Source organism: Natribacillus halophilus (assembly GCF_900100185.1).
GTDB lineage: Bacteria > Bacillota > Bacilli > Bacillales > Marinococcaceae > Natribacillus > Natribacillus halophilus.
The window spans coordinates 54476-80626 of the sequence record NZ_FNEN01000001.1 but is presented as its reverse complement, the minus strand read 5'-3'; the positions used below and the strand labels follow the sequence as shown (position 1 = coordinate 80626).

At 48.6% G+C, this 26151-nt stretch carries 19 protein-coding genes; 17 read left to right on the top strand and 2 right to left on the bottom strand.

Annotated features, from left to right (window positions below):
- The first annotated feature begins 305 nt into the window (after nt 1–305).
- The 15 genes from BLS58_RS00345 to BLS58_RS18290 all read left to right on the top strand — a co-directional run bounded on the left by BLS58_RS00345 (nt 306) and on the right by BLS58_RS18290 (nt 22096).
- Nucleotides 306–3140, top strand: coding sequence for a 2-oxoglutarate dehydrogenase E1 component (locus tag BLS58_RS00345; RefSeq protein ID WP_090395572.1), 2835 nt, complete (start codon nt 306–308; stop codon nt 3138–3140).
- A gap of 1 nt (nt 3141) precedes the next feature.
- Entirely contained in the window at nt 3142–4437 is a 1296-nt protein-coding gene (gene odhB, locus BLS58_RS00340) for a 2-oxoglutarate dehydrogenase complex dihydrolipoyllysine-residue succinyltransferase (RefSeq protein ID WP_090395571.1), read from the top strand.
- A gap of 352 nt (nt 4438–4789) precedes the next feature.
- The gene (locus BLS58_RS00335; RefSeq protein WP_090395570.1) at nt 4790–5203 is read left to right on the top strand and encodes a hypothetical protein; all 414 of its coding nucleotides are present in this window, start codon (nt 4790–4792) and stop codon (nt 5201–5203) included.
- A 354-nt stretch (nt 5204–5557) separates the two neighbouring features.
- Nucleotides 5558–6046: a hypothetical protein gene (locus tag BLS58_RS00330; protein ID WP_090395569.1), complete on the top strand. Its 489-nt coding sequence runs from the start codon at nt 5558–5560 to the stop codon at nt 6044–6046.
- An 11-nt stretch (nt 6047–6057) separates the two neighbouring features.
- Nucleotides 6058–6258, top strand: a complete 201-nt coding sequence (locus BLS58_RS00325) for a DUF6501 family protein (protein WP_090395568.1) — start codon at nt 6058–6060, stop codon at nt 6256–6258.
- 225 nt (nt 6259–6483) lie between these two features.
- On the top strand, nt 6484–7341 hold the full coding sequence (locus BLS58_RS00320) for a S1C family serine protease (RefSeq protein ID WP_143018844.1): 858 nt from the start codon (nt 6484–6486) through the stop codon (nt 7339–7341).
- A 112-nt stretch (nt 7342–7453) separates the two neighbouring features.
- Nucleotides 7454–10927 carry a helicase-exonuclease AddAB subunit AddB gene (gene addB, locus BLS58_RS00315; RefSeq protein ID WP_090395566.1) on the top strand — a complete coding sequence of 1158 codons (3474 nt, stop codon included), beginning with the start codon at nt 7454–7456 and terminating at the stop codon, nt 10925–10927.
- On the top strand, nt 10924–14694 hold the full coding sequence (gene addA / locus BLS58_RS00310; RefSeq protein ID WP_245722999.1) for a helicase-exonuclease AddAB subunit AddA: 3771 nt from the start codon (nt 10924–10926) through the stop codon (nt 14692–14694). Before addB ends, addA begins: the two co-directional genes overlap by 4 nt.
- 22 nt (nt 14695–14716) lie before the next feature.
- On the top strand, nt 14717–15916 hold the full coding sequence (locus BLS58_RS00305) for an exonuclease SbcCD subunit D (RefSeq protein ID WP_090395565.1): 1200 nt from the start codon (nt 14717–14719) through the stop codon (nt 15914–15916).
- Complete coding sequence (locus BLS58_RS00300; protein ID WP_090395564.1) at nt 15913–19317, top strand: AAA family ATPase; 3405 nt, start codon at nt 15913–15915, stop codon at nt 19315–19317. Before BLS58_RS00305 ends, BLS58_RS00300 begins: the two co-directional genes overlap by 4 nt.
- 164 nt (nt 19318–19481) lie before the next feature.
- Nucleotides 19482–19937, top strand: coding sequence for an RNA polymerase sigma factor (locus BLS58_RS00295; RefSeq protein ID WP_090395563.1), 456 nt, complete (start codon nt 19482–19484; stop codon nt 19935–19937).
- A 14-nt stretch (nt 19938–19951) separates the two neighbouring features.
- Nucleotides 19952–21145 carry a hypothetical protein gene (locus BLS58_RS00290; protein WP_090395562.1) on the top strand — a complete coding sequence of 398 codons (1194 nt, stop codon included), beginning with the start codon at nt 19952–19954 and terminating at the stop codon, nt 21143–21145.
- A gap of 19 nt (nt 21146–21164) precedes the next feature.
- Nucleotides 21165–21290, top strand: coding sequence for a hypothetical protein (locus BLS58_RS18120; protein WP_281240981.1), 126 nt, complete (start codon nt 21165–21167; stop codon nt 21288–21290).
- A 388-nt stretch (nt 21291–21678) separates the two neighbouring features.
- Nucleotides 21679–21861, top strand: coding sequence for a hypothetical protein (locus BLS58_RS00285; RefSeq protein ID WP_090395561.1), 183 nt, complete (start codon nt 21679–21681; stop codon nt 21859–21861).
- A 1-nt stretch (nt 21862) separates the two neighbouring features.
- A complete protein-coding gene (locus BLS58_RS18290; protein WP_090395560.1) occupies nt 21863–22096 on the top strand; it encodes a type II toxin-antitoxin system RelE/ParE family toxin in 234 nt (77 codons plus the stop codon).
- Between the two features lie 50 nt (nt 22097–22146).
- Here BLS58_RS18290 and BLS58_RS00275 read toward each other — a convergent pair whose 3' ends face one another.
- Together BLS58_RS00275 and BLS58_RS00270 are read right to left on the bottom strand one after the other, a co-directional pair.
- Nucleotides 22147–23001 carry an SDR family oxidoreductase gene (locus BLS58_RS00275; RefSeq protein WP_245722998.1) on the bottom strand — a complete coding sequence of 285 codons (855 nt, stop codon included), beginning with the start codon at nt 22999–23001 and terminating at the stop codon, nt 22147–22149.
- Between the two features lie 16 nt (nt 23002–23017).
- Nucleotides 23018–23983 (bottom strand): MBL fold metallo-hydrolase, encoded by a 966-nt coding sequence (locus BLS58_RS00270; RefSeq protein WP_176764519.1) that lies wholly within the window; start codon nt 23981–23983, stop codon nt 23018–23020.
- Nucleotides 23984–24154: 171 nt separating this feature from the next.
- Between BLS58_RS00270 and BLS58_RS17330 the strand changes: the two genes are divergently transcribed.
- Complete coding sequence (locus tag BLS58_RS17330) at nt 24155–24298, top strand: hypothetical protein (RefSeq protein WP_176764518.1); 144 nt, start codon at nt 24155–24157, stop codon at nt 24296–24298.
- A gap of 87 nt (nt 24299–24385) precedes the next feature.
- On the top strand, nt 24386–26110 hold the full coding sequence (pabB, locus tag BLS58_RS00265; protein WP_090395558.1) for an aminodeoxychorismate synthase component I: 1725 nt from the start codon (nt 24386–24388) through the stop codon (nt 26108–26110).
- Nucleotides 26111–26151: the final 41 nt, after the last annotated feature.

The following is a 26151-nucleotide window of genomic DNA, read 5'->3' as shown; positions in this document are numbered from 1 at the left end:
TTCTGCCATATATTGTAGCACAGGGGAGAACGTTCCTAACAGCATGACGCTACAGGCACCATCGCCCAGTCCGCTTTCTTTTGTATCCTCTTACAGACCATGTTAGAATAAAAAATGTGAATACATGATGACTTTTAGGTAAGGTCACTGATCAAGACACTATATAAGCGGGGGTAGCAACTCGCGATTCCCCTAAGGAAAATTTAGGAGAGTGATGATACCGGAATCCGGTTATACTGACCACGCCTCAAAAACTGACAACCTATCCATTAAAAGCAAACACGTGTACCTGGAGGTAGTAGCAGATGGACAGAAACGTTTCCAAGCCGGAAAAGTCTTGGGAAACATTTCACGGACCAAACCTTGGTTACGTGATCGACATGTACGAAAAATATAAGCACGACCCGGACGATGTAGACCATGATTTGAAAGAATGGTTTCAAGCCAACGGAGCGCCGTCCGCCGCTCAGCCATTGAATGGTCATGCGGAGGTGGAATCACCGGAATTGACCCATTCCACCATGCACAAGATTGCCAAAGCCATGAAACTAGTCGATAATATTCGGATATTCGGCCACATTCTGGCAGACGTGAACCCACTTGACACCCCCGGAGAAGAATCTCCTCTCTTACAGCCCGAGGAAAATGGCCTGGACGAAGAAGACTTGAGAGCCATGCCTGCAGATATGTTATGTAAAGATGCGCCCAGTCACGTACAAGATGGGTATGAGGCCATTGTTCATCTCAAACAGATGTATACGAAGTCCATCGCGTTTGAATTCGATCATGTCTACGACCTTGAAGAACGAGGCTGGTTAAATCGAATGGTCGAGTCCGGTGATATTTTTGAAAATTTATCACATGAAAAGCGACAGAGTCTCCTGGAAAGATTAACCGCCACCGAAAAATTTGAACAGTTCCTACACCAAAATTTCTTCGGACAAAAACGCTTTTCTGTTGAGGGTATTGACACGATGATTCCCATGCTTGAAGAAATGGTTCAGCATTTCATGCAGGAAGGTGCGAATAATGTTTTGCTCGGGATGGCCCATCGCGGGAGATTAAGCACCCTCGCGCACGTCCTGGGAAAACCCTATAACTTTATTTTTTCGGAATTCATGAATGCTCCGAGTCAGGAAACAACCCCTTCGGAAGGGTCCTCCACATTAAATTACGGCTGGACGGGTGATGTGAAGTATCATTTAGGCGCTAACCGGGAATTTAATCAATCATCGACCCATACGACGGTGGATGTCGCCAACAACCCGAGTCACCTGGAATTTGTCAATCCCGTCGTCGCCGGATCGACACGTGCAGCCCAGGAAGACCGTAATAAAATCGGATTCCCGGATGTTGAAACCAACAGGTCGGGTGCCATTCTCGTGCACGGAGACGCGTCGTTCCCCGGTGAGGGCATCGTTGCCGAGACACTTAATTTAAGTCGGCTCAAAGGCTATCAAATCGGGGGAACCCTCCATATCATCGCGAATAATCAGCTCGGCTTCACGACGGAAACCCACGATTCAAGATCAACGACCTACGCCAGTGATCTGGCTAAAGGATTCGAGATCCCCATTATCCATGTGAATGCCGATGATCCCGACGCCTGTATCGCAGCCGTACGCCTGGCTTGCGAATATCGCAGTCGTTTTCATAAAGATTTCTTGATCGATTTAGTCGGTTATCGTCGTTTTGGCCACAATGAAGGGGATGAACCCGCGGCGACCCAGCCAAAACTCTACGAAATGATTCGTGCTCATGATACCGCCAGAACGATATACGCCGATAAGTTGCAACAGGAAGGGGTTATTGAAGAGGGACAGGCCAAGTCGATGCAGGAAGAGATGCAGGAAAAGCTGGAAAAAGAATATGAAAAGGTGTCCGGACAGAGCCCCACTCCGGGAGAAGCAGAACCGCCCGAAGTCATTGAAAAAGGTTTGCCCGATATTGAAACCGGCGTCGATTATGACAGCCTGAAGCAATTAAACGAAGAGTTACTCGAGCATCCGGAAGGATTTACGGTATTCCGTAATGTAAGACGTATCCTTAATCGCAGGGAAAAAGCATTTACGGAAGGCAACATCGACTGGGCACACGCGGAAGCGCTCGCCCTCGCTTCGATTATTTCTGATGGTACGCCGATCAGAATGACAGGTCAGGATTCGGAACGTGGCACATTTAACCAGCGCCACCTCATCCTGCACGATGCCGAGACCGGAGAAAACTATTCTCCCATGCACACGCTTTCGACGGCCAAAGCTTCGTTTGCTCTTCATAACAGTCCTTTGTCAGAAGCCGCCGTCGTTGGATTCGAGTATGGCTATAACGTTCAGGCGCCTGATACATTGGTCCTCTGGGAAGCGCAATATGGGGATTTCAACAATGCCGCCCAGGTCATCTTCGATCAATTCATATCAGCCGGGAGAGCGAAGTGGGGTCAACGCTCAGGTATCGTCCTGCTATTGCCCCATGGCTATGAAGGTGCAGGACCCGAACATTCCAGCGCCCGTTTGGAACGCTTCCTGTCTCTCGCAGCCGAGAACAACTGGAACGTTGTCAACGCGACGAACACTTCCCAATACTTCCATTTGTTACGGCGTCAGGCAGCTACCCTGGAGATGGATGAAGTCAGGCCGCTCGTCTTGATGACCCCGAAAAGCCTCCTGAGGAATCAAACGATTGCCGACAGTTATGAGGCGTTTACGGACGGGAAGTTTTCAGCAACCCTCGAAGATCCGAAAACGAGCGGGCAGGAAGATGAAGTGGAGACACTCATTTTCTGCAGCGGAAAAATATCCATCGATCTAAACGAAAATATCGATGACGACGTAGATACGAGCCGTTTTCACATCGTGAGAGTCGAAGAATTGTATCCGTATCCAAAAGAAGATATTGAAGCTGTGCTTTCACGATATAACAATGTTAAACACGTCAAATGGGTCCAGGAAGAGCCGAAAAACATGGGTGCCTGGGGTTACATTGAACCGTACCTTCGCGAAACATTACCGTCAGACATCGATATTGAATATATCGGCCGCAGACGCCGTTCCAGCCCATCAGAAGGCGATCCGAATGTGCATAAAAGAGAACAGCAAAGAATTATCAATGATGCGTTGGGCCTAAAAGAAGGGAGAAGCTAGAATGGCAGAAATCAAAGTACCAGAACTCGCAGAATCAGTGACCGAAGGCACGATTGCCGAATGGATGAAAGAACCGGGCGACTTCGTGGAGAAAGGCGAAGCCGTGGCCGAGCTTGAAACCGATAAGGTCAATATCGAACTCACCGCAGAACAGTCAGGCGTCTTGCAAAAATTGTTGAGCGACGTCGGTGACGACGTATCCGTCGGTGACGCCGTAGCCACCCTCGACGAAAACGCGACGGAAGGCAGCAGCGAAAGTTCTGGCGAAGAGACCACTGAAAGCAAACAAGAAGAAAAAGAACCAGAGAAAACGACACAACCTGAAAAGACAGAAGCCGAGCCGGAAGAAAAAAGTACCGAAGAGGATAGCGGGGATGACTCGTCGGATCATGTCGTCGCCTCTCCGGCTGCCCGCAAACTCGCGAGAGAAAAAGGGATCAATCTCGATGATGTCCCGGTGCGCGATCCTCTCGGGCGCGTACGAAAAGAAGACATTGAATCCTACGAGTCGAACAAGGAAGCGCAAAAACAGCAAGCATCAGCACAAAAAAGTGCCCCTGAAAAGCAGGAACCCGAAGATGAGTTTGGCGGAAAACCGATCGAGCGCGAGCGCATGTCGAGACGCCGTCAAACGATCGCGAATCGCCTCGTAGACGTCCAGCAATCCACCGCCATGTTAACCACGTTTAATGAAGTGGACATGTCCGCGATTATGGACTTACGCAAACGTAAAAAAGAATCGTTCCAGGAGAAGCACGACGGGACAAAACTGGGTATCATGTCCTTTTTCACTAAAGGTGTGATTGGCGCCCTTAAACACTATCCGCTCCTCAACGCGGAAATCCAGGGAACAGAGGTTGTTAAAAAGCAGTTTTATGATATCGGTATGGCTGTATCCACAGATCAAGGACTTGTCGTGCCGGTCGTACGCGATGCCGATCGCTTAAGCTTTGCCGGGATTGAGGATGAGATCGGCCGTCTCTCGGAAAAGGCCCGCGACAACAAACTAGGCCTGGATGATCTGTCCGGCGGAACATTTACGATCACTAACGGTGGCGTGTTCGGCTCGTTATTATCCACGCCTATCCTGAATTCACCACAGGTCGGCATCCTCGGCATGCATACGATCCAATATCGCCCGGTAGCTATTGATAAGGAGCGAATGGAGAACCGGCCAATGATGTATACCGCTTTATCTTATGATCACCGTATCGTCGACGGAAAAGAAGCTGTAAGCTTTCTCGTCACATTGAAGCAGTTGCTCGAAGAGCCGGAAGATCTATTGTTGGAAGGCTAAAGGCAAACTTTCCACGTCTCATGGGCGCCCTTTTTCGGGCGCTTTTTTTACGGCCAATTGCCATTCATCCCCTTATTTGAATAAGGGGATGAATGGCAAGGTCTTTCGGATGCTCGGTATTTTAATACCGAGAGGATGTCACTGGATTCCCGCCTTTTGCAGAGGAAATTTAAAAAAACTTAAAAAATGTGGTTTCAAAATTGGTGAATTGTGTTATTATAATTCTACCTGCAATGCATCCCACCAGGAGATATGTATTGTAGACTTTATTTTCTAAAGTCTCACATTTTAGTCGCATTATTACGATGCACACGTCAATGGCAACTGCCTAAATTTTTAAGGAGGGATTGACATGCGTGTACAATCAAAGGCAATGGAACTATGTGCGGCTATTCAAATGCGAGGCTGGTCTAACACTCGGCTTTCCCAGGATCAACATGAAGGGATTGTGCTGAATAGCCGAACAGGATGCCGTTCCTGGAAAGGAACGAAGTGGGGGCTTATTTCCGAAAATACACCGGAACACCTCACCATTAATGTCGATATGCCCAAGGGCCAATTCCAGCTCGAGGCTATTGCCGAAAAACTGGAAATGGACATTATTTCGGATGATGATTCCGACGTCACCGGTGTCTACCTGGAACAGAAACCTGACCGTGACACCTTGCACATTTATCTGTGCAAAGAAGAACTGAGCAACACCCACTTCAACGACTCCGCGCTCGTTGATATGATAGGTGACATTCGGCGCTTAAACTGTTTGTAAAAGCATTGATTTCACGATAAGGTGGCGTTTTGTACTAACGCCGGCATGGGAACTCCCTATCGGGAGTTCTCGTTTTTTGGCAGGTAAGAAAGTATAAACCACTTTCTTATCCTGCATAAGTGCAACTAAGGCTTATCGCCTTAAAGGCTTGGCGGTAAGCCAAGTTTTCTTTAATGGCTAAACTATTTTTTTCTGCTCCTTCTCATGGTATAATAACGATAATCAATATCATTCTGGAAAAACATTATTCGTGTGACTTTCTTATCCTGCATAAGTGCAACTAAGGCTTATCGCCTTAAAGGCTTGGCGATAAGCCAAGTTTTCTTTACCGATCATTCGTTGGGAGGGAGCACCATGAATAGTACCCCTAAACGCTATTTCTATCTTCGTTCACTCAATCACAGCATGGAACCGATGACCTGGCCGCGAATCAAGGAAGCCGGGTTTGATTTAAACATAAAGCGTGAAGATCTTCCATTCTTTATTACCTTTTTTCGGGAGCTTACACAGTTTTATGATAATAAGGCCGCCCGTGTCACTGAATCACACCGCAGTTATATCGAGGAAGTGGCTTCTTTCTTCCGGGAACAGGCGCGGGAAATGTCCCAGTGTACGTCGTTGCAAAATGAAACGTCTTTTTATGTCATTCCGTTTAGTGACTTTGTGGCGGCGTTTATGTTGGCAGATGAAGCCTTCGAACGCATATTTCATGACAATAAACAGATGGCGCATCATTTTGATAAAGTGCTAACCTATTACAAACGCTTTAATTTAAAAGCAGATCCTGTAAAGGCTCAGTTTATATTGGAGCACTTACCGGAGCTTAGTTATCATTATGAGTAGGGGCGACGTATATGCAGCATCTCGTATGGCAAAATAAAGAACCGATTAAAACGATTACGTGTGTTCATGCCAACGCGGCGAAATACAAAGTTGACCGGGTGCTCACGCCCGGAAAGACGTATGATGTGAAAAATGAAACGCAGGAATTCTATTTCATCGTCGATGACACGGGAATCATCGGCGGTTTTAAAAAGGACTATTTTCGCGAGTGAGGGGAACGGCTGCTTAAACGGCAGCCGTTTTTTCGGCATATAAGAAAGTTCTACTTTCTTATCTTGCATAAGTACAACTAAGGCTTTCGCCATAAATTGGCGATAAGCCAAGTTTTCTTTAACGAGTCCGGCAAATCGTTGGCATAGTTTTTATCATTATGTTATGATAATAAGAAACATATGTTCTTCATCCGTGCGCACAACGCCAAGGGAGATCGTTTAAATATGGATCGAGACAATCATCGCGATAACGACAGACATGATGAAGACGAATTCCTGTGGGAGGAAGAGGAAGGCGAGGACAGCGAAGACGATGATATCCCGCCGGAAGAGCCCCCGCTGGAAGCCTTTCTGCGTGAGGAAGTGGATGATGAAATAACGATGAAGAAAAAGAGAGGCAAAAAGCGCTGGATGAAACTCGGGATCATCTTTGCTTCTTTTTTGCTTATCTTTCAGGGGGTTAGCACGCTCGTTCAATTCATTCAGCCTGACGTCGTCGACTTTTTAACGACCTCCTATGAATTATCCCAGGATGAAGATGTCGCCGAATGGCGGGAGTCGGTCGTGACGCTGCAAGTGGAGCAACCGGGTGCTTCAGCCCGAGGTACCGGCTTTTTCATTGACGATGACGGCCTTATTGCTACGAACCGTCATGTGGTGGAAGATGCATTTCAGATCGGGGTATCCTTACATGACGGTTCTGCATATGAAGCGAGTATCGTAAGTCAGTCCGAAGATGTGGATCTGGCTTTGATCGAAATCGAAGAGGATATTGCTGTCGATCCCCTCCAGCTTCAGCCTGAAGGAGCTGAGACCGAAGAAGGAACGAACATTACGATTATCGGAAACCCCCTTAATTTTACAGGTATTGCCAATGAGGGAGAGATTTTGGACACCGGGAACCCAACGACCATTTCCGCACCGACGTATCGGGGTAACAGCGGAAGTCCGGCCATCAATGACGACGGCGAGGTCGTCGGCGTCATTTATGCAACGAGACAGCCACCCCCGGGCCAGGGGGGAAGGGTGGGATTGATGGTTCCCACCGATGAAGTGTGGCAACTCCAGAGGTCAGATTTCTGAGGCCGGAGGCCGGAAAAAGTAAACGTGGCGTCATCTTCTGGCTTCCGGCTGCCGATGTCTGTTCTCAGGCATCCGGCATCTGATATCTGATATTCGGAAAGGAAAGGTGAATATGGAACCGCGTTTTTATCTAGGCAGAAGCGGCAGCGGGAAAACGACGACACTTCTGAATGAAGTGGAGCAGAAGTTATCTGACGAGGCGGTCGATGGTCCTCCGATTCTTTATCTCGTTCCGGAACAAATGACCTTTCAAGTCGAGTATCAACTGACGATCCGGACCGGGGGGCTCTCACGGGCTCACGTCATGAGTTTCTCCCGCCTTGCTTTACGCGTCCTGCAGGAAACAGGAGGAAGTACGAGAGAACATTTACAGCGGGCAGGCATTCACATGCTTTTACGCAAAATTGTAGAAGAAGTTAAACAAGACTTCCGTGTGTTCAGAAAAGCGGCCGACACGGATGGTTTTATACAGGAAATGGAGAAAATGGTAACGGAGTTGAGACGTCAGGCGATAACCCCCGAACTCATTACGGAAAAGCTCGAGCATTGGGAACAGGTAAAGCAAACGGGAAGCTTACAGGATAAGCTTCACGATATTGCGCTCGTCTACGAACGCTTTGAGGAAACCTTTCACGGTACATATATGAACACAGAAGAAGCTTTAAAGCAGCTCATCCACCAGTTGCCGGACTCAGAATGGTTGCAGGGTGCCAGCGTTTATATTGATGGATTTTATGATTTCAGCCCCCAGGAATTGCTCGTCGTCGAATCGCTATTCACAAAGGCCGATGAACTGACCGTCGCCCTTCCCCTGGATCACGTGCCCAGTCAAGAAATAAGTCCGAATGAGCTTAGTCGTTTTTACTTACCCGCGAAAACCTATACAAAAATCACCTCCCTGGCTCAGAAGCACGGCTATAGCTGGAAAGTGTTCACACGTTTTGCCACTAAACGCTTCCGGGAAAAGAGACTCGCGCAGTTGGAACAGGCCGGTCAAACGTCTGATACAGGCAGTAACGCGCTGCACATTTATGAAGCGGTGAACCGCCGCGCAGAAGTGGAAGGCGTCGCCCGTAAAATTATCGAGCTCGTCCGGGATCATGGCTACCACTATCGGGATATCGCGATTCTCATACGCGACGGGAGACCGTATGAGGAATGGCTAAAACGCGTATTTTCCCGTTTGGACATTCCGATGTTTCTGGATGAAAAAAGGTCGATGATGCATCATCCTGTCGTGGAACTCATCCGTTCAACGCTGGAAATCATCGAGAAAAACTGGCCCTTTGAGGCCGTATTTCGCGCGTTAAAAACCGATCTGCTTTTTCCTGTTCACAGCAACTGGGACACTTGGCGCGAGCGCGTGGATGAACTGGAAAACTACGCGCTCGCGCACGGCATTTACGGTAACAAATGGAAGGAAACACAACGCTGGCCTTACCGGCGACACCGTAATGTCCTGGAAGCCCGTGAACAGACGGATATGGAAAAAAAGATTGAAGACCGCATAAACGATACCCGTCATGCATTAATAACTCCGTTATTAAACCTTGAAGAGCGTATAAAGAGTGCCCGCAGTGTTCGCGATCGCTGCGAAGCTTTGTATCTTTTTTTCGAAGACCTGCAGTTACCGGAAAAGATTGAAGACATACGCCATCAAGCGGTTGCCGATGGCGCGTTGGAGATTGCCGCTGAGCATGACCAGGTATGGGAAAATGTGATGGATCTTCTCGACCAGTTCGTCGATGCCGCCGGAAATGACAAGCTTTCTCTCTTTTATTTTAATCGCATGATGGATGCCGGCCTGGAAAGCATGCAATTCGCGCTGGTCCCCCCGGCGATCGATCAAGTCACCGTGGCCGACATGGAACGCTCGCGCTTGCCCGATGTTCACGTGACTTTTATTATCGGCGCCAATGAAGGAATCCTGCCGGCAAAACCGGAAGAAGAGGGGCTCATTCGTGATCGTGAACGCGCGCAGCTTGAAGATACCGGCATTTCCATCGGGCCTTCGGCGAACGAACGCCTTTGGGATGAACCGTTTTATTTATATATGGCCGAGGCAAGTCCTTCCGATTTGCTCATTTACACGTATGCGCTCGCGGATGAGGATGGAAAAACACTGCTCCCGTCCCCGGTTATTGGACGGTTGCAGGAACAATTCCCCGACATCGAAATATCGCTCATGCAAGCGGAAGCCCTTAGTGAGACCGAAAAGAAGCAGCTTTCGTTTATCAATCATCCCGAACAGGCGATGGAAGAATTGGCCATGCAGTTGCAACAGTGGCAAAGCGGCGAAGATATCCCCACTGTATGGTGGGACGTGTACCATTGGTTCATAGAAAAACCCGAGTGGCATGATCGTTTGCGCACGGCGCTCGGAAGTCTTTTTTACAGGAACCGGGCTGCACCATTGGAAAAAGAAACGACGAGCTCTCTTTATGGAGACGAGATCCAGACGAGCGTCAGCCGGATGGAGTTGTTTCAGCAATGTGCGTTTCGGCATTTCAGCACGTATGGATTAGGGCTGAAGGAGCGCGATGTCTACAAATTGGAAGCGCCTGATATCGGAGAATTGTTTCATGCTGCCTTAAAAGATGTCGCCGAGGTCGTCCGGGAGAATGAGCTCGCCTGGTCGGATCTTTCGGATGACGATTGTCGGCAGATTGCTCGGGATACCGTGGGAAACATTCTTCCGCATATTCAGCGAAATATTTTGTTCAGCTCCAACCGCCACGCTTACTTAAGCAAAAAGCTGGAAGATGTCATCGTGCACACGACGAAAACGATGCGCACACAGGCACGTGCGTCAAGCTTTGAGCCGATCGGTCTGGAAGTCACGTTTGGCGAGCAAACGGGAGACATTCCAACGTATTCGTTCCGTTTAAACAATGGTATCCATATGTCCCTGCGTGGGCGCATTGATCGCGTGGATCGAGCCGACGACAACTTCTTGCGCATTATCGACTATAAATCGAGCGCGCAAAAGCTGCGCTTTTCCGATGTATATCATGGACTTTCGCTGCAAATGCCCGTTTATCTTGATGTGATTCTGAACAGTGCCGAAGAGTGGTTGGGGCAGGATGCCAATATTGGCGGGATGTTTTATTTTCACGTGCACAATCCCGTCATTGAAGCCGATGAAGGCATGTCGAATGAACAAATCGCCGAGGAGTGGTTTAAAAAGTTTAAAATGCAGGGATGGCTTCCGGAAGATAAAAGAATTGCTGCATTAATGGATCAAACGATTGAAAATGGGGGGAGATCGGCGATTATCCCGGCCTATATTAAAAAGGACGGAGAATTTTCCAAATCGTCTTCGTCAGTGCTGCAAAAAGAAGATTTTGCATCGCTACGATCATATCTTCACACTAAGTTAAAAGACATTGGCGAAACGATGACCGGGGGAGCCGTCGAGGTCGACCCGTACCGCACCGATAAAAACGAAATCGCCTGTACCTATTGCCCATTCGCATCGGTTTGCCAATTTGACCCGACACTTCCGAGCAATGATTATCGTTTTTTACCCACCTTAACGCCTGAAGAAACGATCGAACGAATGAAACGGGAGGGGGAACAATCGTGAATACACATATAGACGAGCCCATGTGGAAGCTGGATGCGAAACCGGTCCATGTTCACTGGACTGATACACAATGGCAGGCGATTTCCCTGCGGGGTGGGAATATTCTCGTGTCAGCAGCCGCCGGCAGCGGGAAGACCGCTGTGCTCGTTGAACGCATCGCGCGCCGAGTGATCGACCCCGACGACCCGGCTGACATCGACCGTTTACTCGTCGTCACATTCACAAACGCGGCAGCGGCGGAAATGAACGCGCGTATCGGTCAAAGAATTGATGAAGCCTTAAAAGAGCAACCGGGATCCTTGCACCTGCAGCGGCAAAGGCATTTGCTTAATCGCGCTCATATCTCCACGCTCCATTCATTCTGTAATGACGTGATACGCCATTATTATTACGAAGCCAATATCGATCCGAACGTGCGCATCGCCAATGACACCGAACGGGAAATCATCAAGGATGAAGTGTTGGACGAGCTGTTGGAAGACTACTATGGGTCCCGGGATTCCCTGTTTTTCGAAGTCGTAGATGCCTATAGCGGGGATCGCGGTGACGATGGCTTGCGTAAATGGTTGTTGACATTATTTACCCGCTCGCGGGCACAACCCGATCCGGAGAGCTGGCTTGAAGCGATGGCGGGCATGTATGAAAATCATTATGAAAACGTTGAAGAAACACCTTGGGGAGCCTCCATCCAGACATACGCGCGCGAGCAAATGCTCGTCGCCGCTGAATCATTGCAAAAAGCATTGTCCCTGGCTGAATCTCCGGAAGGACCGGACAAATATGTGGATGTACTGACAAGTGAAAAACAAATGCTGGAAACATTAATCGCAAATGATTCCTGGGAGCACTGGCATCAGACATTAAAAAATTTTACATTTGCAAGGCTCCCGGCAAAGGGCAAAGACGTCGATGAAGCAATCGCCGCGCAAAGTAAAAGTTATCGCGATGAAGCCAAAGAGATGATCCAGGACATCGCCACGATTTTTTCTGCTGATCCGACGAGGCATTTGCAAAAAATCCGCGATATGAAAGGACACGTGCGGTTGCTTGTCACCCTCGTCCAACAATTCAGCACGCGCTACGCCGAGGCCAAACGGGAAAAAGCCATCATCGACTATGAAGACCTGGAACATTTAACCCTGTATATCCTGAGCGAGGGGACGACGGATACACCATCGACGGTTGCCCGGTCCTATCAGGATTATTTTGCGGAAATTCTCACCGATGAATACCAGGATACCAACCGTGTTCAGGAAGCGATTTTGCGCTTGCTCTCGAACGGACATAACCGGTTTATGGTCGGGGATGTAAAACAAAGCATTTACGGCTTCCGTCTCGCCGAGCCTTCCCTGTTTTTGGAGAAACAAAAGCAATATGATGCATTGACCGAGACAACCCTTCGCTCCGACAATACCGAGGGCATTCGCATTGATCTCTCCGAAAATTTTCGCAGTCGGAAACAAGTGCTCGACGGGGTCAATTATGTCTTTCGGCAAACGATGAATGAAAGCCTCGGTGCTGTGCCATATGATGAGAGCCAGGCCCTTAGTTACGGCAATGTTGACTATGAACAGAAGGCCTCGGGATATGAAAATGAAGTCATCCTTTTAGACCGTACGATGCAGACCTCGGATGACGAGGAAGAAGATCTGCAAGTGGCGGAAAAAGAAGGGCAGTGGATAGCGGAAAAAATTCAAACGCTCATTGAAAACCGCTACCCGGTATACGATAAAAAACTCGGTGACACGCGCCCGATTGAATACCGGGATATCACCATTCTTATGCGTTCCATGCCGGCCGCCTCAACATTTATGGATATATTCAAGCAAGCGGGCGTCCCGGCGTACGCCGAACAATCGGGCGGCTACTTTCGACGGGTGGAAGTACAAGTCATGATGGCGCTCCTGCGTGTCATTGACAACCCTTATCAAGACATCCCGTTAGCCAGTGTTCTGCGTTCACCCATCGTCGGTTTACGTGAAAATGAATTGGCAGAAATCCGATTAAAGGGAAAGGGCGAGCCGTTTTACGAGGCGATGAAAAAAATCGTCGCGGAACAACCCGTGCTTTCCCCTGCTGCCAACCTTTCATTTATAGAAGAAAAACAAAGACAAGGGGGCGAATGGCGCGATCGGGTGGCCGCTTTCTATAACCATCTGCAGAAATGGCGCTCCCAGGCACGACACCATTCCTTATCGCAATTGATCTGGGATTTATTCCGGGAAACGGGTTATGATACTTTCGTGGGCGGATTGCCCGGCGGCAAGGAAAGACAGGCCAATCTTCACGCTCTTTATGACCGGGCGCGAACATATGAACAAACAGCTTTTCGCGGCTTGTTCCGCTTCCTTCGTTTCGTCGATCGCATGGAAGAGCGCGGGGACGATTTGGAAGTGGCTCGCGCGCTCGGTGAACAGGAGAACGTCGTCAAAATCATGTCCATTCATAAAAGCAAAGGTCTGGAATATCCCGTTCTGTTCGTCGCCGGCATGATGAAAACGTTTAATTTCAAGGATGTTCAAGCGCCGGTACAAATCCATCAATCCCTCGGGTTTGGTTCCAAATATATGGATATGGCCAAACGCGCGACGTATCAAACCCTTCCGGAAATAGCGATTAAACAGGAAGCCAAAAAAGAGCAATTATCCGAAGAGTTGCGAATCCTTTATGTCGCCATCACCCGGGCGAAAGAAAAAGCGATCCTCGTCGGAACGGCCAAAGACAGGGAGAAAACGATCGATCGCTGGATCAAGCGGGCGCAGACAGATACCGAGTTATTGCCCTTGCAAACGCGAACACGCGCCCAATCATTCTTCGACTGGATCGGCCCTGCCGTCATCCGGCATCACGCCGCTAAAGCCTTTCGCGAAGAAGCGGGGGCTCCGGCGCATTTAGCGCTTCCGGATCACTCGGAGTGGCAACTGGAACTTGCTGAGGTTCACGGGTTCGCTGCGAACGAAACAGAACCCGTCGAAGTGGAAACGACGTTGGCCAACGTGCAAAAATTGCAGCCCGTTCATCATTCCGGTGAAAATGAAGAGCTCGTGCAAAAAAGACTCGACTGGACGTATTCACACCTGCGGGCGACGACGCATTTTGCCAAACAAAGCGTGAGCGAACTTAAACGACGAAATGACAGCGATGACCCGTATGCCGCAAAATCGACTCGACAGCACGCTTTTCAATCCGCCCATGCCAATCGTCCCCGCTTTATGCAAAAAGGGGAAGGATCACTCAGCCGTGCAGAAATCGGAACGGCGATGCATGCGGTCATGCAGCGCCTTCCTCTCCAAGACAGTACAACGACGGCCATCGAGGGAACCGTCACGGAAATGATGGAAAATGAACAACTGACCGAATCGCAGGCACAAGCGATTGATGTCCCGGCGATTGTGCGTTTTTTACAATCCGATCTCGGTCGGCGTCTCCGACAATCACCCCGTGTTTATCGGGAGGTGCCTTTTACGTTTGTTAAACCCGCTGATCAAGTCTATGGGAATTGGAGTGATGAAGAAGGCGAACCCATTCTTATCCAGGGTGTCGTGGATTGTTTATTCCGCGACGAGCACGAAAATCTCGTCCTCATTGATTATAAAACCGATCAAATCAGCGGCAGAGAATCCGCAGAAGATATGGAACGATTATTGCGAACGCGTTACGAGGAGCAGATCCGGCTTTATTCTGAAGCCATCGAACGGATATGGCAAAGGAGCATTCAGGAACGCTATTTGTATTTCTTTGCCGGCGGCTATACGATTTCAATCTAGGAAGATATGGAGGGTTTTTTTGATGCGGATTTTACACACCGCCGACTGGCATTTGGGCAGAACCTTGGAAGGCAGGGATCGCCTGCCCGAGCATGAAGCCTTTATGGACGAGCTCGTTACGATTATAGATGAGTACGCGATTGATGCTGTCCTGATGGCCGGTGATGTTTTTGACAGCAGCAACCCACCCGCGAGTGCGGAACGTTTTTTCTATGAAAGTATGAGTAGACTGTCCGATAAAGGGAAACGGCCGATCATCGTCATTGCCGGCAATCATGATCAGCCGGAACGATTGGCGGCCGCGATGCCGCTTCTGCAGGAGCAATCGATTCACATCGTTGGCTGGCCGCGAACCACGGCTGTCAAAGTCCCGATCGCCTCCGCGAAAACCCATTTACACGTAGCCGCGCTTCCTTATCCGTCCGAAGCCAGGTTAAATGAAAGTTTCTCGGATGCCGGGGTATTTGCAGGTGATGACGAGGCGTACAGAATGGCTTATGACGCTCGCATTTCCCGTTTATTTCAACAATTAAGCGCCGGTTTTACGAATGATAACGTCAATATGGTGATGAGTCACTTGTTTATGGCCGGAGGGGCCGGTTCCGACTCTGAACGTCCGATTGAAGTAGGGGGAGCATATACGGTCCGCCCCGGGAGCTTGCCGGACAACATCGCTTACACGGCACTCGGTCATTTGCATCGCCCCCAGTGGGTGAGAGAAGCAACGTCCCCCACCCGTTATGCCGGGTCTCCCCTCGCCTTTTCTTTCAATGAAACAGGCGTTGCCAAATCGGTATCGATCATTGAAGCACACCCGGGGGAACCGGCTGAGGTCACCGAAATTCCCCTTTCCAGCGGAAAAGCGCTTACACGCTGGAAGGCTACGGAAGGGCTTTCCCAGGTGGACCGCTGGCTGGACGAAGGCCGGGGGAGAAACGATTGGATCGAACTGTCCATTCATAGCGAGTATACGCTTAAGCCTGATGAAATCCAGGCGATTCGCCGTGCGCACCCGGGCATTGTAACCATTCGCATGATTTTGCCCGAAGAGACGTTTCATATGTATGAAACACGCAGGGATTTACCCATCGAAGAACTGTTCCGGCAATTTTATGAGAAAAAGACCGGCGGGGCGGTGCCGGAACCTGCACTCACCCAATTGTTTCTAGAGCTGTTGGAGGAAGATAAAGACGACACGCGTCAGGAGGTGAATGTCCGATGAGACCGCTACAACTAAATGTCCGCGGCCTTCATAGTTTCCGTGAAGAGCAAACGATCGATTTCAACCATCTCTGTGCCGGGGGTGTCTTTGGCATATTCGGGCCTACGGGCAGCGGAAAATCCACGATTCTCGACGCGATGACCTTTGCGCTCTATGGAAAAATAAGCCGTTCAGGCGCTGCCGGCGCAAGTATGATTAACCAGTCGGAAAGTGAAGTGGCCGTCTCTTTTTCTTTTCGTCTCGGCGAGCGTATGTTTACCGCCGAAAGACGGGCCAAACGCAACGACTCGCAACTAAAAACGACGCGTTCCCGCTTGATTGAAACCACCTCTGACGCCTCGGTCGTACTGGCAGATAAGACCGGCGCCATGAATCGTGAGGTGGAAAACATTATCGGGCTGAAAATTGACGATTTCACGCGCGCGGTCGTTCTCCCACAAAATAAGTTTTCCGAATTTCTGAGCCTGAAAGGAGCGGAGCGCGGTGAAGTGCTGCAGCGTCTCTTCGATTTACATAAATACGGGGACGAACTCAATGAAAAAGTTAAAAACCATCTGGCGGAGTCAGAAACACAACGAAGGACGATTGAAGGGGAACAGAACGGCCTCGGAGATGCTTCCAAGGTAGCTTTGGCCCAGGCAAGGCAAGCCGTCGTGCAGGTGGAAAATGAGCTAAAGCAAGCAGCAAGCGAAAAAGATGAGTTGGAAACAAAATGGAAAAAGGCAAGGGATATTCGCGAACAACAAAACATTCGCGAAGAACTCTTAAGCGAACGCGAAACGTTGTCCCAGGAACAACCGCAGCACGAACGACGCCTGCAGGCTTTGCGACTCAGCGCGATCGCTCATCACCTCCTTCCGTATATCGAAGATAAAGAGCGAAGCGAACAAGCGCGAGATGAGGCCGAAGAAGCTTTAAGGATAAGCCAGGCAGAATCCGAAAAACTTGAGAAAGATGAAAAGGAAGCAGAAAACATTTACCGGACAGCCAGGGAAAAACGACAAGCAGAAGAGCCCGACCTTACCGTCAAAATCTCTCAACTTGAAGAAGCCGAAACGCTGGAAACACAACTGCAGGACTCTGCCGAAAAAATTGAAGAAACCCGCACCGAAGAAACGAGATTGCAAAAAGAACAAATGACGGCCCAACGCGAATGGGAACAAGCAACAGAGGAGGACACACAAGCAAAGGAGGCTCTGCAAGAAAAAGAAAGTGAACTTACAACGCTCGAAGACAATGAGCCTAAACGAGAACAGATCCGACGCGCCCAAGAGAAGGGGGATGCTTTAAAACAGCAAGCCCAGCGGTTGGAAGAAGAGAAAGAAGCCGAACAACAAGCCATCGAAATAGTCCGCCAGCAAGCAGCCGAGCTGAATGACGAAAAAGCGCAAAGAGAGCGGGCTGCCGAGCAACTGGCCGTCAGCCAATCCAATCTTTCGCAGTGGTATATCGATTTACATGAAGCGAAGAGAGAGCAAGAGACCTGGGTCGAAGCCATAAAAGAGGCGCAAACGAAAACCATCAACCACAACCAAGCGGAAACCATCCGCACGCTCGTCGCCCATTTAGAAGAAGGAAAAGCCTGCCCGGTCTGCGGTTCTGAGCATCATCCCTCTCCGGGTCATCCTGTAGGCCAGGTAAACCACCATTATGATGCGCTTGAGGAAGCGCGAGAACGTTTGCAAGCAGACTTTCAGATTGACAGGTATCTCTTGCAGCTCGACCACTATTCAGAACAGATCGCTACAATGATCGAATTGTCTGCCTTACAGCCACCGACCAGCGGAGACGAAAGGCCTGCTCATCCTGAACACATGGATGAAGACGCGGAACATTTACCAACAAAAGCCCAACAATTTTTGCATAAGCTGGAAGCAAAATTACGATCGTTGGACAAGCTTCTGAAAAACACCAGGCAACAGATAGAAGAAGTGCAGCAATACGACGCCAACCTTAGAGAAATAGAAACGCTCTACAGACAGGCAACAACAAATCAAAAAGAAGCGACAACGAAAAAGCAAAAACAAGCGGACATCTACCAAAAACAGAATGACGAATGGCTTGAATCCTTCCCCGAACACTCATTATCGACGATCGATGACGCGTGGGAGGCGGCCAAAGAAGAACAGGAACGGCAACTAAAGCTGCGAGAAGAAGTACGAGAACTCCAACAAAACCGTGAACAATTACGTGACCATCTGAAAAAGGCGGAAACCCGACAGACTAACATGCAAATGTCACTCTTGCAACGACAAACGGAACTCGAGCAACTGAAAAATACGTATCAGCAAGAACAGGCAAGACTTCAGCAATGGCTCGGCGAAAACACGTCGGCAAGCGCGGCCTTAACAGAAGCAAAGGACAGACGGCAGTTCTTGCAAAGTGAAGAGAAAACGGCAGAAGAAACGTTTCAAAAAGCGACCCGTAAACACCAGGAAGCCCAGCAGCAACAAGCGGCCGCCGCTAAACAACGAACAGCGGCCATCGAACAATACCATCTAGCCGAGGAGCGCTGGCAACAACAACTAAACACAAGTGAAGGCCGGGAAGCCGAAAAACACTTTGCTCATCATGAAGAGCTAACCAGTGCAGCGATCCAGGACTACTGTCTAACAAATAATGACAGAAAAAAATATGAAGAGGACACCCGAAACTTTGAAACACGACTTTCCCATACGAACCAACGTTTATCTGAAGTAGAAAAAACATTGGACGGACAAAGAGTGACCGACGAAGAATGGGAAGTGTTGGATAATACCCTCCAGCAAAAAGAAGCACACGTCGAGAAACTACTGGGAGACCAAAGTGTCGCCCGCTCAAAATGGGAAGACCTCCAGGACAAACACCACCGTTATCAGGAACTTGAAGAAGAACGACAACAACTGGTGACAAAAATCGGTCATTACCGGGAACTGGCCAACGTTTTCCGGGGGAAAGCGTTCGTCGATTTCATCGCCGAGGAACAACTTATGCAGGTCACCCGCCATGCGTCCGAGCGTCTGCATGCCCTCACCCAGGGAAGATACGCCCTTACGCTCGATTCAAACGGTGGATTTTTGATCGCCGATTATTTTAACGGTGGACAAAAAAGGCCTACATCGACACTTTCGGGTGGGGAAACCTTTTTAACATCATTGGCGTTGGCTCTTTCCCTTTCCGTTTCCATTCAGTTGCGAGGCCAACATCCGCTGGAATTTTTCTTCCTTGATGAAGGTTTCGGTACACTGGACGCAGAACTGCTCGACACCGTAGTAAACGCCCTGGAACAATTGCAAACCGAGCAGCTCGCCGTCGGCGTCATCAGCCACGTCCCGGAACTGCAGGAACGCCTGCACAAACGCTTGCTCGTGGAAGCACCCAAACCCGGGGGAGAGGGTAGCCGGCTGACGATTACGAGCTGACATTTACCGCCCGCGTGGGCGGTTTTATTTTTTTCGCGGATAAGTGCAACTAAGGCTTTCGCCAGGTTTGGCGAAAAGCCAAGTTTTCTAATTAAAAAATCTCAACAGTTGGCCGATCTGAAACGTTATCTCTGTGAACCAGCTGAAGTGGGAAGAGGGGGATTATGGAACACGAACAGTACGAAAAATTGTTTCCCCATCTATGGCGTTTTGCCTTAAGTATTGCCAGACATGAACAAGAAGCCAATGACCTTGTACAGGAAGCGTGGCTGCGCGCGTTAAATAACGAGAACGTTTGGACTTTAGCGCATCATCAGCAAAAAGCGTGGTTTTTTAAAACGATGAAACGTCTATTGATTGATGAACGCCGAAAACGCAAGCGGGACACACCTTACGAACCAACGCAACACGAAACGTTTTTTCCAAGTTTTAACCCTTTTGACAATATGGAAATGATGGAACTTCTGGGATCATTGCCGGAAGTTCAACAGACGATTGTTTTTCAAAAATTCTGGCTTGGGTTCTCGAGCGAAGAAATTGGCCGTCAGTTGTCATTGCCCGCTTCCACGGTTCGCTCAAAATTACGAACCGCCCTCGCAAAATTGCGAAAACAAATGTAAAGGAGAATATATGTATGACACGAACAATTGGAAATATCGGTATCCTCAATATGCTGCACACGAAAGAAGAAAATCTGGAAAACATTGAAAGGATTGGGAACGTAGGGATAGCCATCATTCGAAAAGGCAACGGGCACCTTCTGCAAAAACTGAACGTCGGCAATATTGGTGTCGTGAAAGAAGTCGAAGAGAATTATAAGGTTATTCAAGGAGGTTTAACGATCAATGAGTCCTACCTGGAACAGCTCGTTGAACCGCTGCGAGCTTTTGTGCAAGGTGCACTTATCGTCGAAAAGGATGTAAAAGCCGAGACGTTCCGGGAGCGTGTGGATGACATTCAATTGCAGGGAGGAGCGATTGTCCCGAATGAAATCCGTGGGGCGATCGAGTCAAAACTCGGGGACATCAAGGGTTCGGTGATTGGTTATGAGCAAATGCCGGAAATGTTTATCGGTGAGCACACTGTGACGAAACAGATGCTCATGCATTACGATCAGCCGATCACCCTGATCAGCACAGGGATGTTAACATTTGCCGATGACGTTGATCCGAAAGACATCGACGATCATATTGAGACACTCTATATAACTGGTGTCGTTGAACTACGCGAGCGCCTGGAGCCTGTCGTGCGCGCCAAAATGGCAACCGGTGGTGCCGCTGGAGATTTTGAAGTCATTCCCGATGGGTACTATCATGTCAGGGAAAAATGGAAATTGAATCAAAAAACGCTTAAACGTCTCCCGCACAATAAGTTATTCAGTCATGATCCCATCATTTTTTCCGCTGACATCAGCCGGGAGCAATTAGCCGAAAAAATCAGCAACATTCATTCCCATTCCTATATCATTGTCCCCGAGCATCTTGAAGATTTGCTCATTGAACGCTGTGACCGCCTGGAGACGGATATCATTTCCTATGAAAAAGAATACTTGCACGTGGAAGAAGTGGAAACGTGGAACAATGAAGCGCTTCTTAACCTGGACGAAACGGTCAGCATGATCGTGGACGGAACACTCACATTTGCTGCTGATGTTACAAAGGAAGCATTGCAAAACGTGGTCAGTAGCATCGGCAATTTCGGAAAAATCATTGTCACCGACCAACAACTGCTGCATGTCAAGCGATTAGTGGAAGATGGCGACGGGAAGGTCACCACGGAAAGCAGCGAAGAAGAAGGCATGGGAAACATCGGAACACTCACATTATAAGCGAATGGAGACATGTAAAATGGAACCTGAATTTCGAGCGAGAATACGACACATCCTGAACGAATCACCGGAAGAACAACGGCGCCGCTACCATTATGCCGAATTCAAGCGCAGACGGAAAATGCGGAAAAGAAAGTGGCGGTAGGCTTCCCACCATACCATCAATGGCTTCCCGGCATACAATAATGAAAAATGAAAATAATGAGGGACGAAGATGTCATTTGATGCGCGTATACATTTGGGAGAGAAGCGTTATCTTCCCCAAAAAGACAGAGCATTGTGCCGCAATCCTAAACCTTCTTGCCCAAAGTTTTGTATGGTGTGTTATTTCCTGCAAAACTGCGGATAAAAGATCAGCAAGAGATGGCCATGAAGTGCAGCGCTTCCTGGCCATATTTTGTATCAAACTCATAAAGCGTCTATAACGTCTCAACGAGTAGATATTCATGAAGTGGAAGCTAAATTGAAGGAAGCCTAGTGGGTACATTAAATGAGAATGTTGTGGTAAAATGCAGAAAAGGATGTGATCTGAAATGCACAAGGAACAAGTAAAAGACATAATTGATAACATGCCTGAAAACAGCTCTTTTGAAGATCTTCAATATACCATCTTTGTACAGAGTAAAATTCAAGGTGGTCTTCAAGCTGTTGAAAATGGTGATATCGTATCCCAAGATGAAGTGGAGAAACGGATAGAAAAATGGCTAAAAGAGTAATATGGTCAAAAATGATGACTCCCCAGCTTACGCGATTGCTTTTTATAACAAAGTCAAAGAGCGTTCCAGATCCTTAAGTGAATTCACCGAGCGGGGAAGAATAGTTCCTGAACACGACGATAAGCGAGTGAGGGAAATATTCATTCATCGTTACCGCTTAATTTATGAAGTTTTTGATCGAGAAATTGTGATACTCACCTTTATTCATGGTGCTCAACAATATACGAAAAGCTAAACAGACTCAAGTGCGTACTTCTTTTGCTCTCAAGAATGAAATCCATCCCACTAAAACCCCCGCTGCCGGATTTCTTTCTCGCCCCATTCCCATAGCTCTTTGGCCAGGTCGGCATCCAATGCTTTTCCCTTCAGCTCCTGACGTTTGCCACCTTCATAATAATACCCGCCATTGATAAGTTCGCGGGTTGATGCCAAGTGAATGGTCGTCGCCGCCCCTTCGCGCGAGCTTTTCAAAATCGGACGAAGCACAGTATGAACTTTTTTTCCAAAGCCGGTTTCACGATCCACGCCGATCTCTGTGCTTGCCGCGCCCGGATGTACACTCACGGCGTTGACAAAGCTTGTCTTCAAGCGCCTGGCCAGTTCCACGGTGAACAGCACATTTGCCAGTTTCGAGCGGGCATATCCTTTCCAGATGCCGAATGTTCTATCCAAGTGCGGATCGGCAAAATCAATATCTCCCCATTTATAAGCGCCTGACGAGAGCGTAATCACGCGGGCATTATCCTCGCGCATAAGCAGCGGTAAAAGCTGTGTCGTCAAATAAAAATGACCGATATGATTGACGCCGAGCATCTTTTCAAACCCATCCTCGGTCATCTCGCGCCGAGTGGTGACGACCCCGGCATTGTTGATCAACGCGTATAACTTATTGTTTCTTTCCTGATATGCCGCAGCAAACGCTGCCACGCTTGCAAGTGAGGACAAATCACATTGCCCGACTTCCAGTTGCGCATACGGAATGCGCTTGAGAATATCCGCCTTTGCCTCCTCCCCGCGATCGACACTCCTGCTTGCCATCGTCACATGGGCGCCTCGTGCCGCCAGAACTTCCGCGGTTTCTTTTCCGATTCCTGAATTGGCTCCGGTGATGATGATCGACTTATCTTGCACTGAAAACATATTATCATCCTTTGTCTCACTCGTTTTGCACGAAGTAATCACTGTAGGCCGGTTCAGCGAAATGATGATCCAGAAACGATTGATAATGGTCTTCGTAGTAATTGTTTTGCTTTGCGAGCCGCTTAAGATGCTTGGCAACCCCCATGATTTCAAATTCAAGCAAAAGCGGTGCCATCTCCAAATTTCTCTTCATATAAAAGACTTCCCGATGAATGAGGTCTTCAATCGCGGTGCCTTCCTTTAACAGTTGTATAATTTTGCGCTCGCGTTCTTCAATGATCGCCAAATACCGCTCAAGAGCCACTTCGTATTCCTTGCGCGTAAACGTCCCTTTATGGTGAAACGTCACATAGTAATCGGCGTCAACATTCAAGGTCATTTCCCCGGAAGTGATAAACGCGTCAATATCAGAATCGGCGTTGTTGTACCAAGGCCCGAATGAAGTGAGATCATAATCGCCGACGACGAGCACCCCTTCATCGGGAAAATACGGGCAGCAGTAACTCTCGCAATGCCCGGGGGCGTAAAGCATTTGCACGTCATGACCGGCCACATTTATCGTTTGATCATACGGATACAGGTTTTTGTCTCTTTTCATAATATCCGCGAAAGGTTGGCTGTTCTTGTTGTGCTCGATCCATTGATTCACGACAGATGCGCCATGGAGGGCGTATGTACCCATGGCTTTCCCAAGGACTTCCATATCATTTAACTTGTGCTCATCGATCTCGTTGACATATATATTGGCATTCTGAAAATAAGGAATCCCTTTTACATGATCAAGATGATAATGGGTAATAAAAATATCCTGAATATCATGGTTTTCATTGATGTACTCATAGCCTTCTTTGCCCGTGCCGATATCAACCAACGCGTCTCCTTTTCCATTTTTCCCTTTGACGAGAATGCTTGTGGAATAGGGGACTTTGCTGTTTCGCCTTCCTTCAATCAATTCGAGGTCGCCGATGTTTTCGATTTTCACTGCTGTCGTTCCTCCTTGCTGAATCATGAATCAGTATGTGGCAATACCATGATTCTACCGTTTATTAGCGTTTTCGTACAGGATTCAGGATTCATTCACGGGCAGATCGTCTAGCAATTGAATATTTTTTCCGCTTCATGCATATGGTAGAATATAGGGAGGGGGATGCCAATGACACGCCTGTCACGTGCCGAGATGATCCGCCTACTGATAGACTTATGCGGAATACCCAAACCATTTTTAGAAAACATGGACACGGACACCGTTCAAAAATTGTTTGAAGAGCGGCTGGGCGGTCTGCAAAAAGAAGCATAATACACAATGGAACGCGCCTGCGGGTGGCGTTCTTTTTTGATTTCGCTTATGCTGGGAAGCAAACAGAATTTTAAAGGATGATGGGCCATGATAGATATTCAAATCGACTTTAATCACGGAGCACCCCTGTACTTTCGCAACCCTGTTTCCATTATCCAAACGGAGCAACCAAAAGAGGTAGAAGCATGTATAAGACAGGTCCAATCTGCCGTCGACGAAGGCTTTTATGCCGCGGGCTATGTGTCATACGAAGCGGCCCATGGCCTGCGACCGGAGTTATCAGTCGTCGGCGAATATAAAATGCCCCTCGTTTGGTTTGGTATTTTTAGAGAACCAACCACGCCGCCTGCAAAGATGGGACAGGCTTATCATCTCTCAGATTGGACGTTTTCGACGAGCGCGCCGGATTACAAAAACAACGTCGAGGACATTCGCCGGGCCATTGCCAGAGGTGAAACTTACCAAGTGAATTATACGATGCGTATGGAAGCACCCTTTCAGGGACATGCCCGCACTTTGTATGAGCACTTAAAGCGAGCTCAACCAGGGACTTATAGCGCGTTTTTAGACACGGGGCAACAGCAAATCCTCTCCGTATCTCCAGAGCTCTTTTTTCAAAAAAAGGGAAATCACCTGCGAACGAAGCCGATGAAAGGCACGATCGCCCGCGGCGCAACGAAGCAAGCGGACGAGTATCTATATGAGGAACTACGGCATTCGGAAAAAGATCGGGCGGAAAACGTCATGATCGTCGACTTGCTCCGTAATGATTTAGGCGTGATTGCCGAAACGGGCAGTGTTCATACGACAGACCTTTTTGCCATCGAAGCTTATCCGACCGTTTGGCAAATGACATCGACGATTGACGCGGAGCTTAAGCAGGGGATTGATTTCGCTGAAATATTCCGCGCTTTGTTTCCGTGCGGCTCCATTACGGGCGCACCGAAACAAGAGACGATGAAAAGAATCGCAGAGCTGGAGAACAATTCCCGTGACGTTTACTGCGGAAGTATCGGTTATATCACACCAGCTGGGGACAGTGTGTTCAACGTTGCCATCCGTACCGCCGTCGTTGATTCTGCGAAAGAAAGGATCACTTACGGCACAGGCGGTGGTGTAACCTGGGACTCAACCCCGCAAGGAGAGTATGAAGAGGCTGTTCTGAAAAGTAAGATTGTGACCGACTTGAAGACTGATTTTTCCTTGCTGGAAAGTTTACGTTTGGAAGATGGGCGTTACCCGTTTTTAGCGCGGCACTGTCAGCGTATGCAATCGTCCGCTGCTCGTTTTCAGTGGTCATTTTCCGCGGAAAACATGCAAGATGTTTTGCTTTCATTTGCCCGCAAACACCCGAGCGGTACCTATAAGGTTCGTCTGCTTTATCATCCGGAACGCGGCTTTTCTATCGAAGGGGCTCAGATTCAAGAGATGAGTGAGCCTGTCGCTGTTGAATTATCCGCGATGCCAATCGCTGTTAACGACCCATTTTCATTTCACAAAACGACGGCCAGAGATGTGTTCGCTGCGCTTCATTCCCGGGCAGCAGAAGATGTATTTGATATTTTGCTCTATAATGACAAGGATGAGCTTTTAGAGTTTACGATCGGTAACCTTGTGCTCGACATCGATGGGGCGTACGTGACTCCGCCTGTATCACTCGGATTATTGCCGGGCGTCTATCGGGCGTATCTTTTAGAACAAGGTATCGTTAAGGAGCAAATACTTTCGATTGCGGATCTGGAAAAAGCCGATCGCGTCTGGCTGATCAACAGTGTGCGCGGGTGGGTGGAAGTTTCGCTGAAAAGTTTGTGAGTCCGCAATACTGCAAACAAGCGTTCTAATATGCTATACTT

Bases quoted from the DNA above. Each gene is read 5' to 3' on its own strand.
- BLS58_RS00345 (WP_090395572.1), top strand. From the start codon at position 306: ATGGACAGAAACGTTTCCAAGCCGGAAAAGTCTTGGGAAACATTTCAC.
- odhB (WP_090395571.1), top strand. From the start codon at position 3,142: ATGGCAGAAATCAAAGTACCAGAACTCGCAGAATCAGTGACCGAAGGC.
- BLS58_RS00335 (WP_090395570.1), top strand. From the start codon at position 4,790: ATGCGTGTACAATCAAAGGCAATGGAACTATGTGCGGCTATTCAAATG.
- BLS58_RS00330 (WP_090395569.1), top strand. From the start codon at position 5,558: ATGAATAGTACCCCTAAACGCTATTTCTATCTTCGTTCACTCAATCAC.
- BLS58_RS00325 (WP_090395568.1), top strand. From the start codon at position 6,058: ATGCAGCATCTCGTATGGCAAAATAAAGAACCGATTAAAACGATTACG.
- BLS58_RS00320 (WP_143018844.1), top strand. From the start codon at position 6,484: ATGGATCGAGACAATCATCGCGATAACGACAGACATGATGAAGACGAA.
- addB (WP_090395566.1), top strand. From the start codon at position 7,454: ATGGAACCGCGTTTTTATCTAGGCAGAAGCGGCAGCGGGAAAACGACG.
- BLS58_RS00305 (WP_090395565.1), top strand. From the start codon at position 14,717: ATGCGGATTTTACACACCGCCGACTGGCATTTGGGCAGAACCTTGGAA.
- BLS58_RS00300 (WP_090395564.1), top strand. From the start codon at position 15,913: ATGAGACCGCTACAACTAAATGTCCGCGGCCTTCATAGTTTCCGTGAA.
- BLS58_RS00295 (WP_090395563.1), top strand. From the start codon at position 19,482: ATGGAACACGAACAGTACGAAAAATTGTTTCCCCATCTATGGCGTTTT.
- BLS58_RS00290 (WP_090395562.1), top strand. From the start codon at position 19,952: ATGACACGAACAATTGGAAATATCGGTATCCTCAATATGCTGCACACG.
- BLS58_RS18120 (WP_281240981.1), top strand. From the start codon at position 21,165: ATGGAACCTGAATTTCGAGCGAGAATACGACACATCCTGAACGAATCA.
- BLS58_RS00285 (WP_090395561.1), top strand. From the start codon at position 21,679: ATGCACAAGGAACAAGTAAAAGACATAATTGATAACATGCCTGAAAAC.
- BLS58_RS18290 (WP_090395560.1), top strand. From the start codon at position 21,863: ATGGTCAAAAATGATGACTCCCCAGCTTACGCGATTGCTTTTTATAAC.
- BLS58_RS00275 (WP_245722998.1), bottom strand. From the start codon at position 23,001: ATGTTTTCAGTGCAAGATAAGTCGATCATCATCACCGGAGCCAATTCA.
- BLS58_RS17330 (WP_176764518.1), top strand. From the start codon at position 24,155: ATGACACGCCTGTCACGTGCCGAGATGATCCGCCTACTGATAGACTTA.
- pabB (WP_090395558.1), top strand. From the start codon at position 24,386: ATGATAGATATTCAAATCGACTTTAATCACGGAGCACCCCTGTACTTT.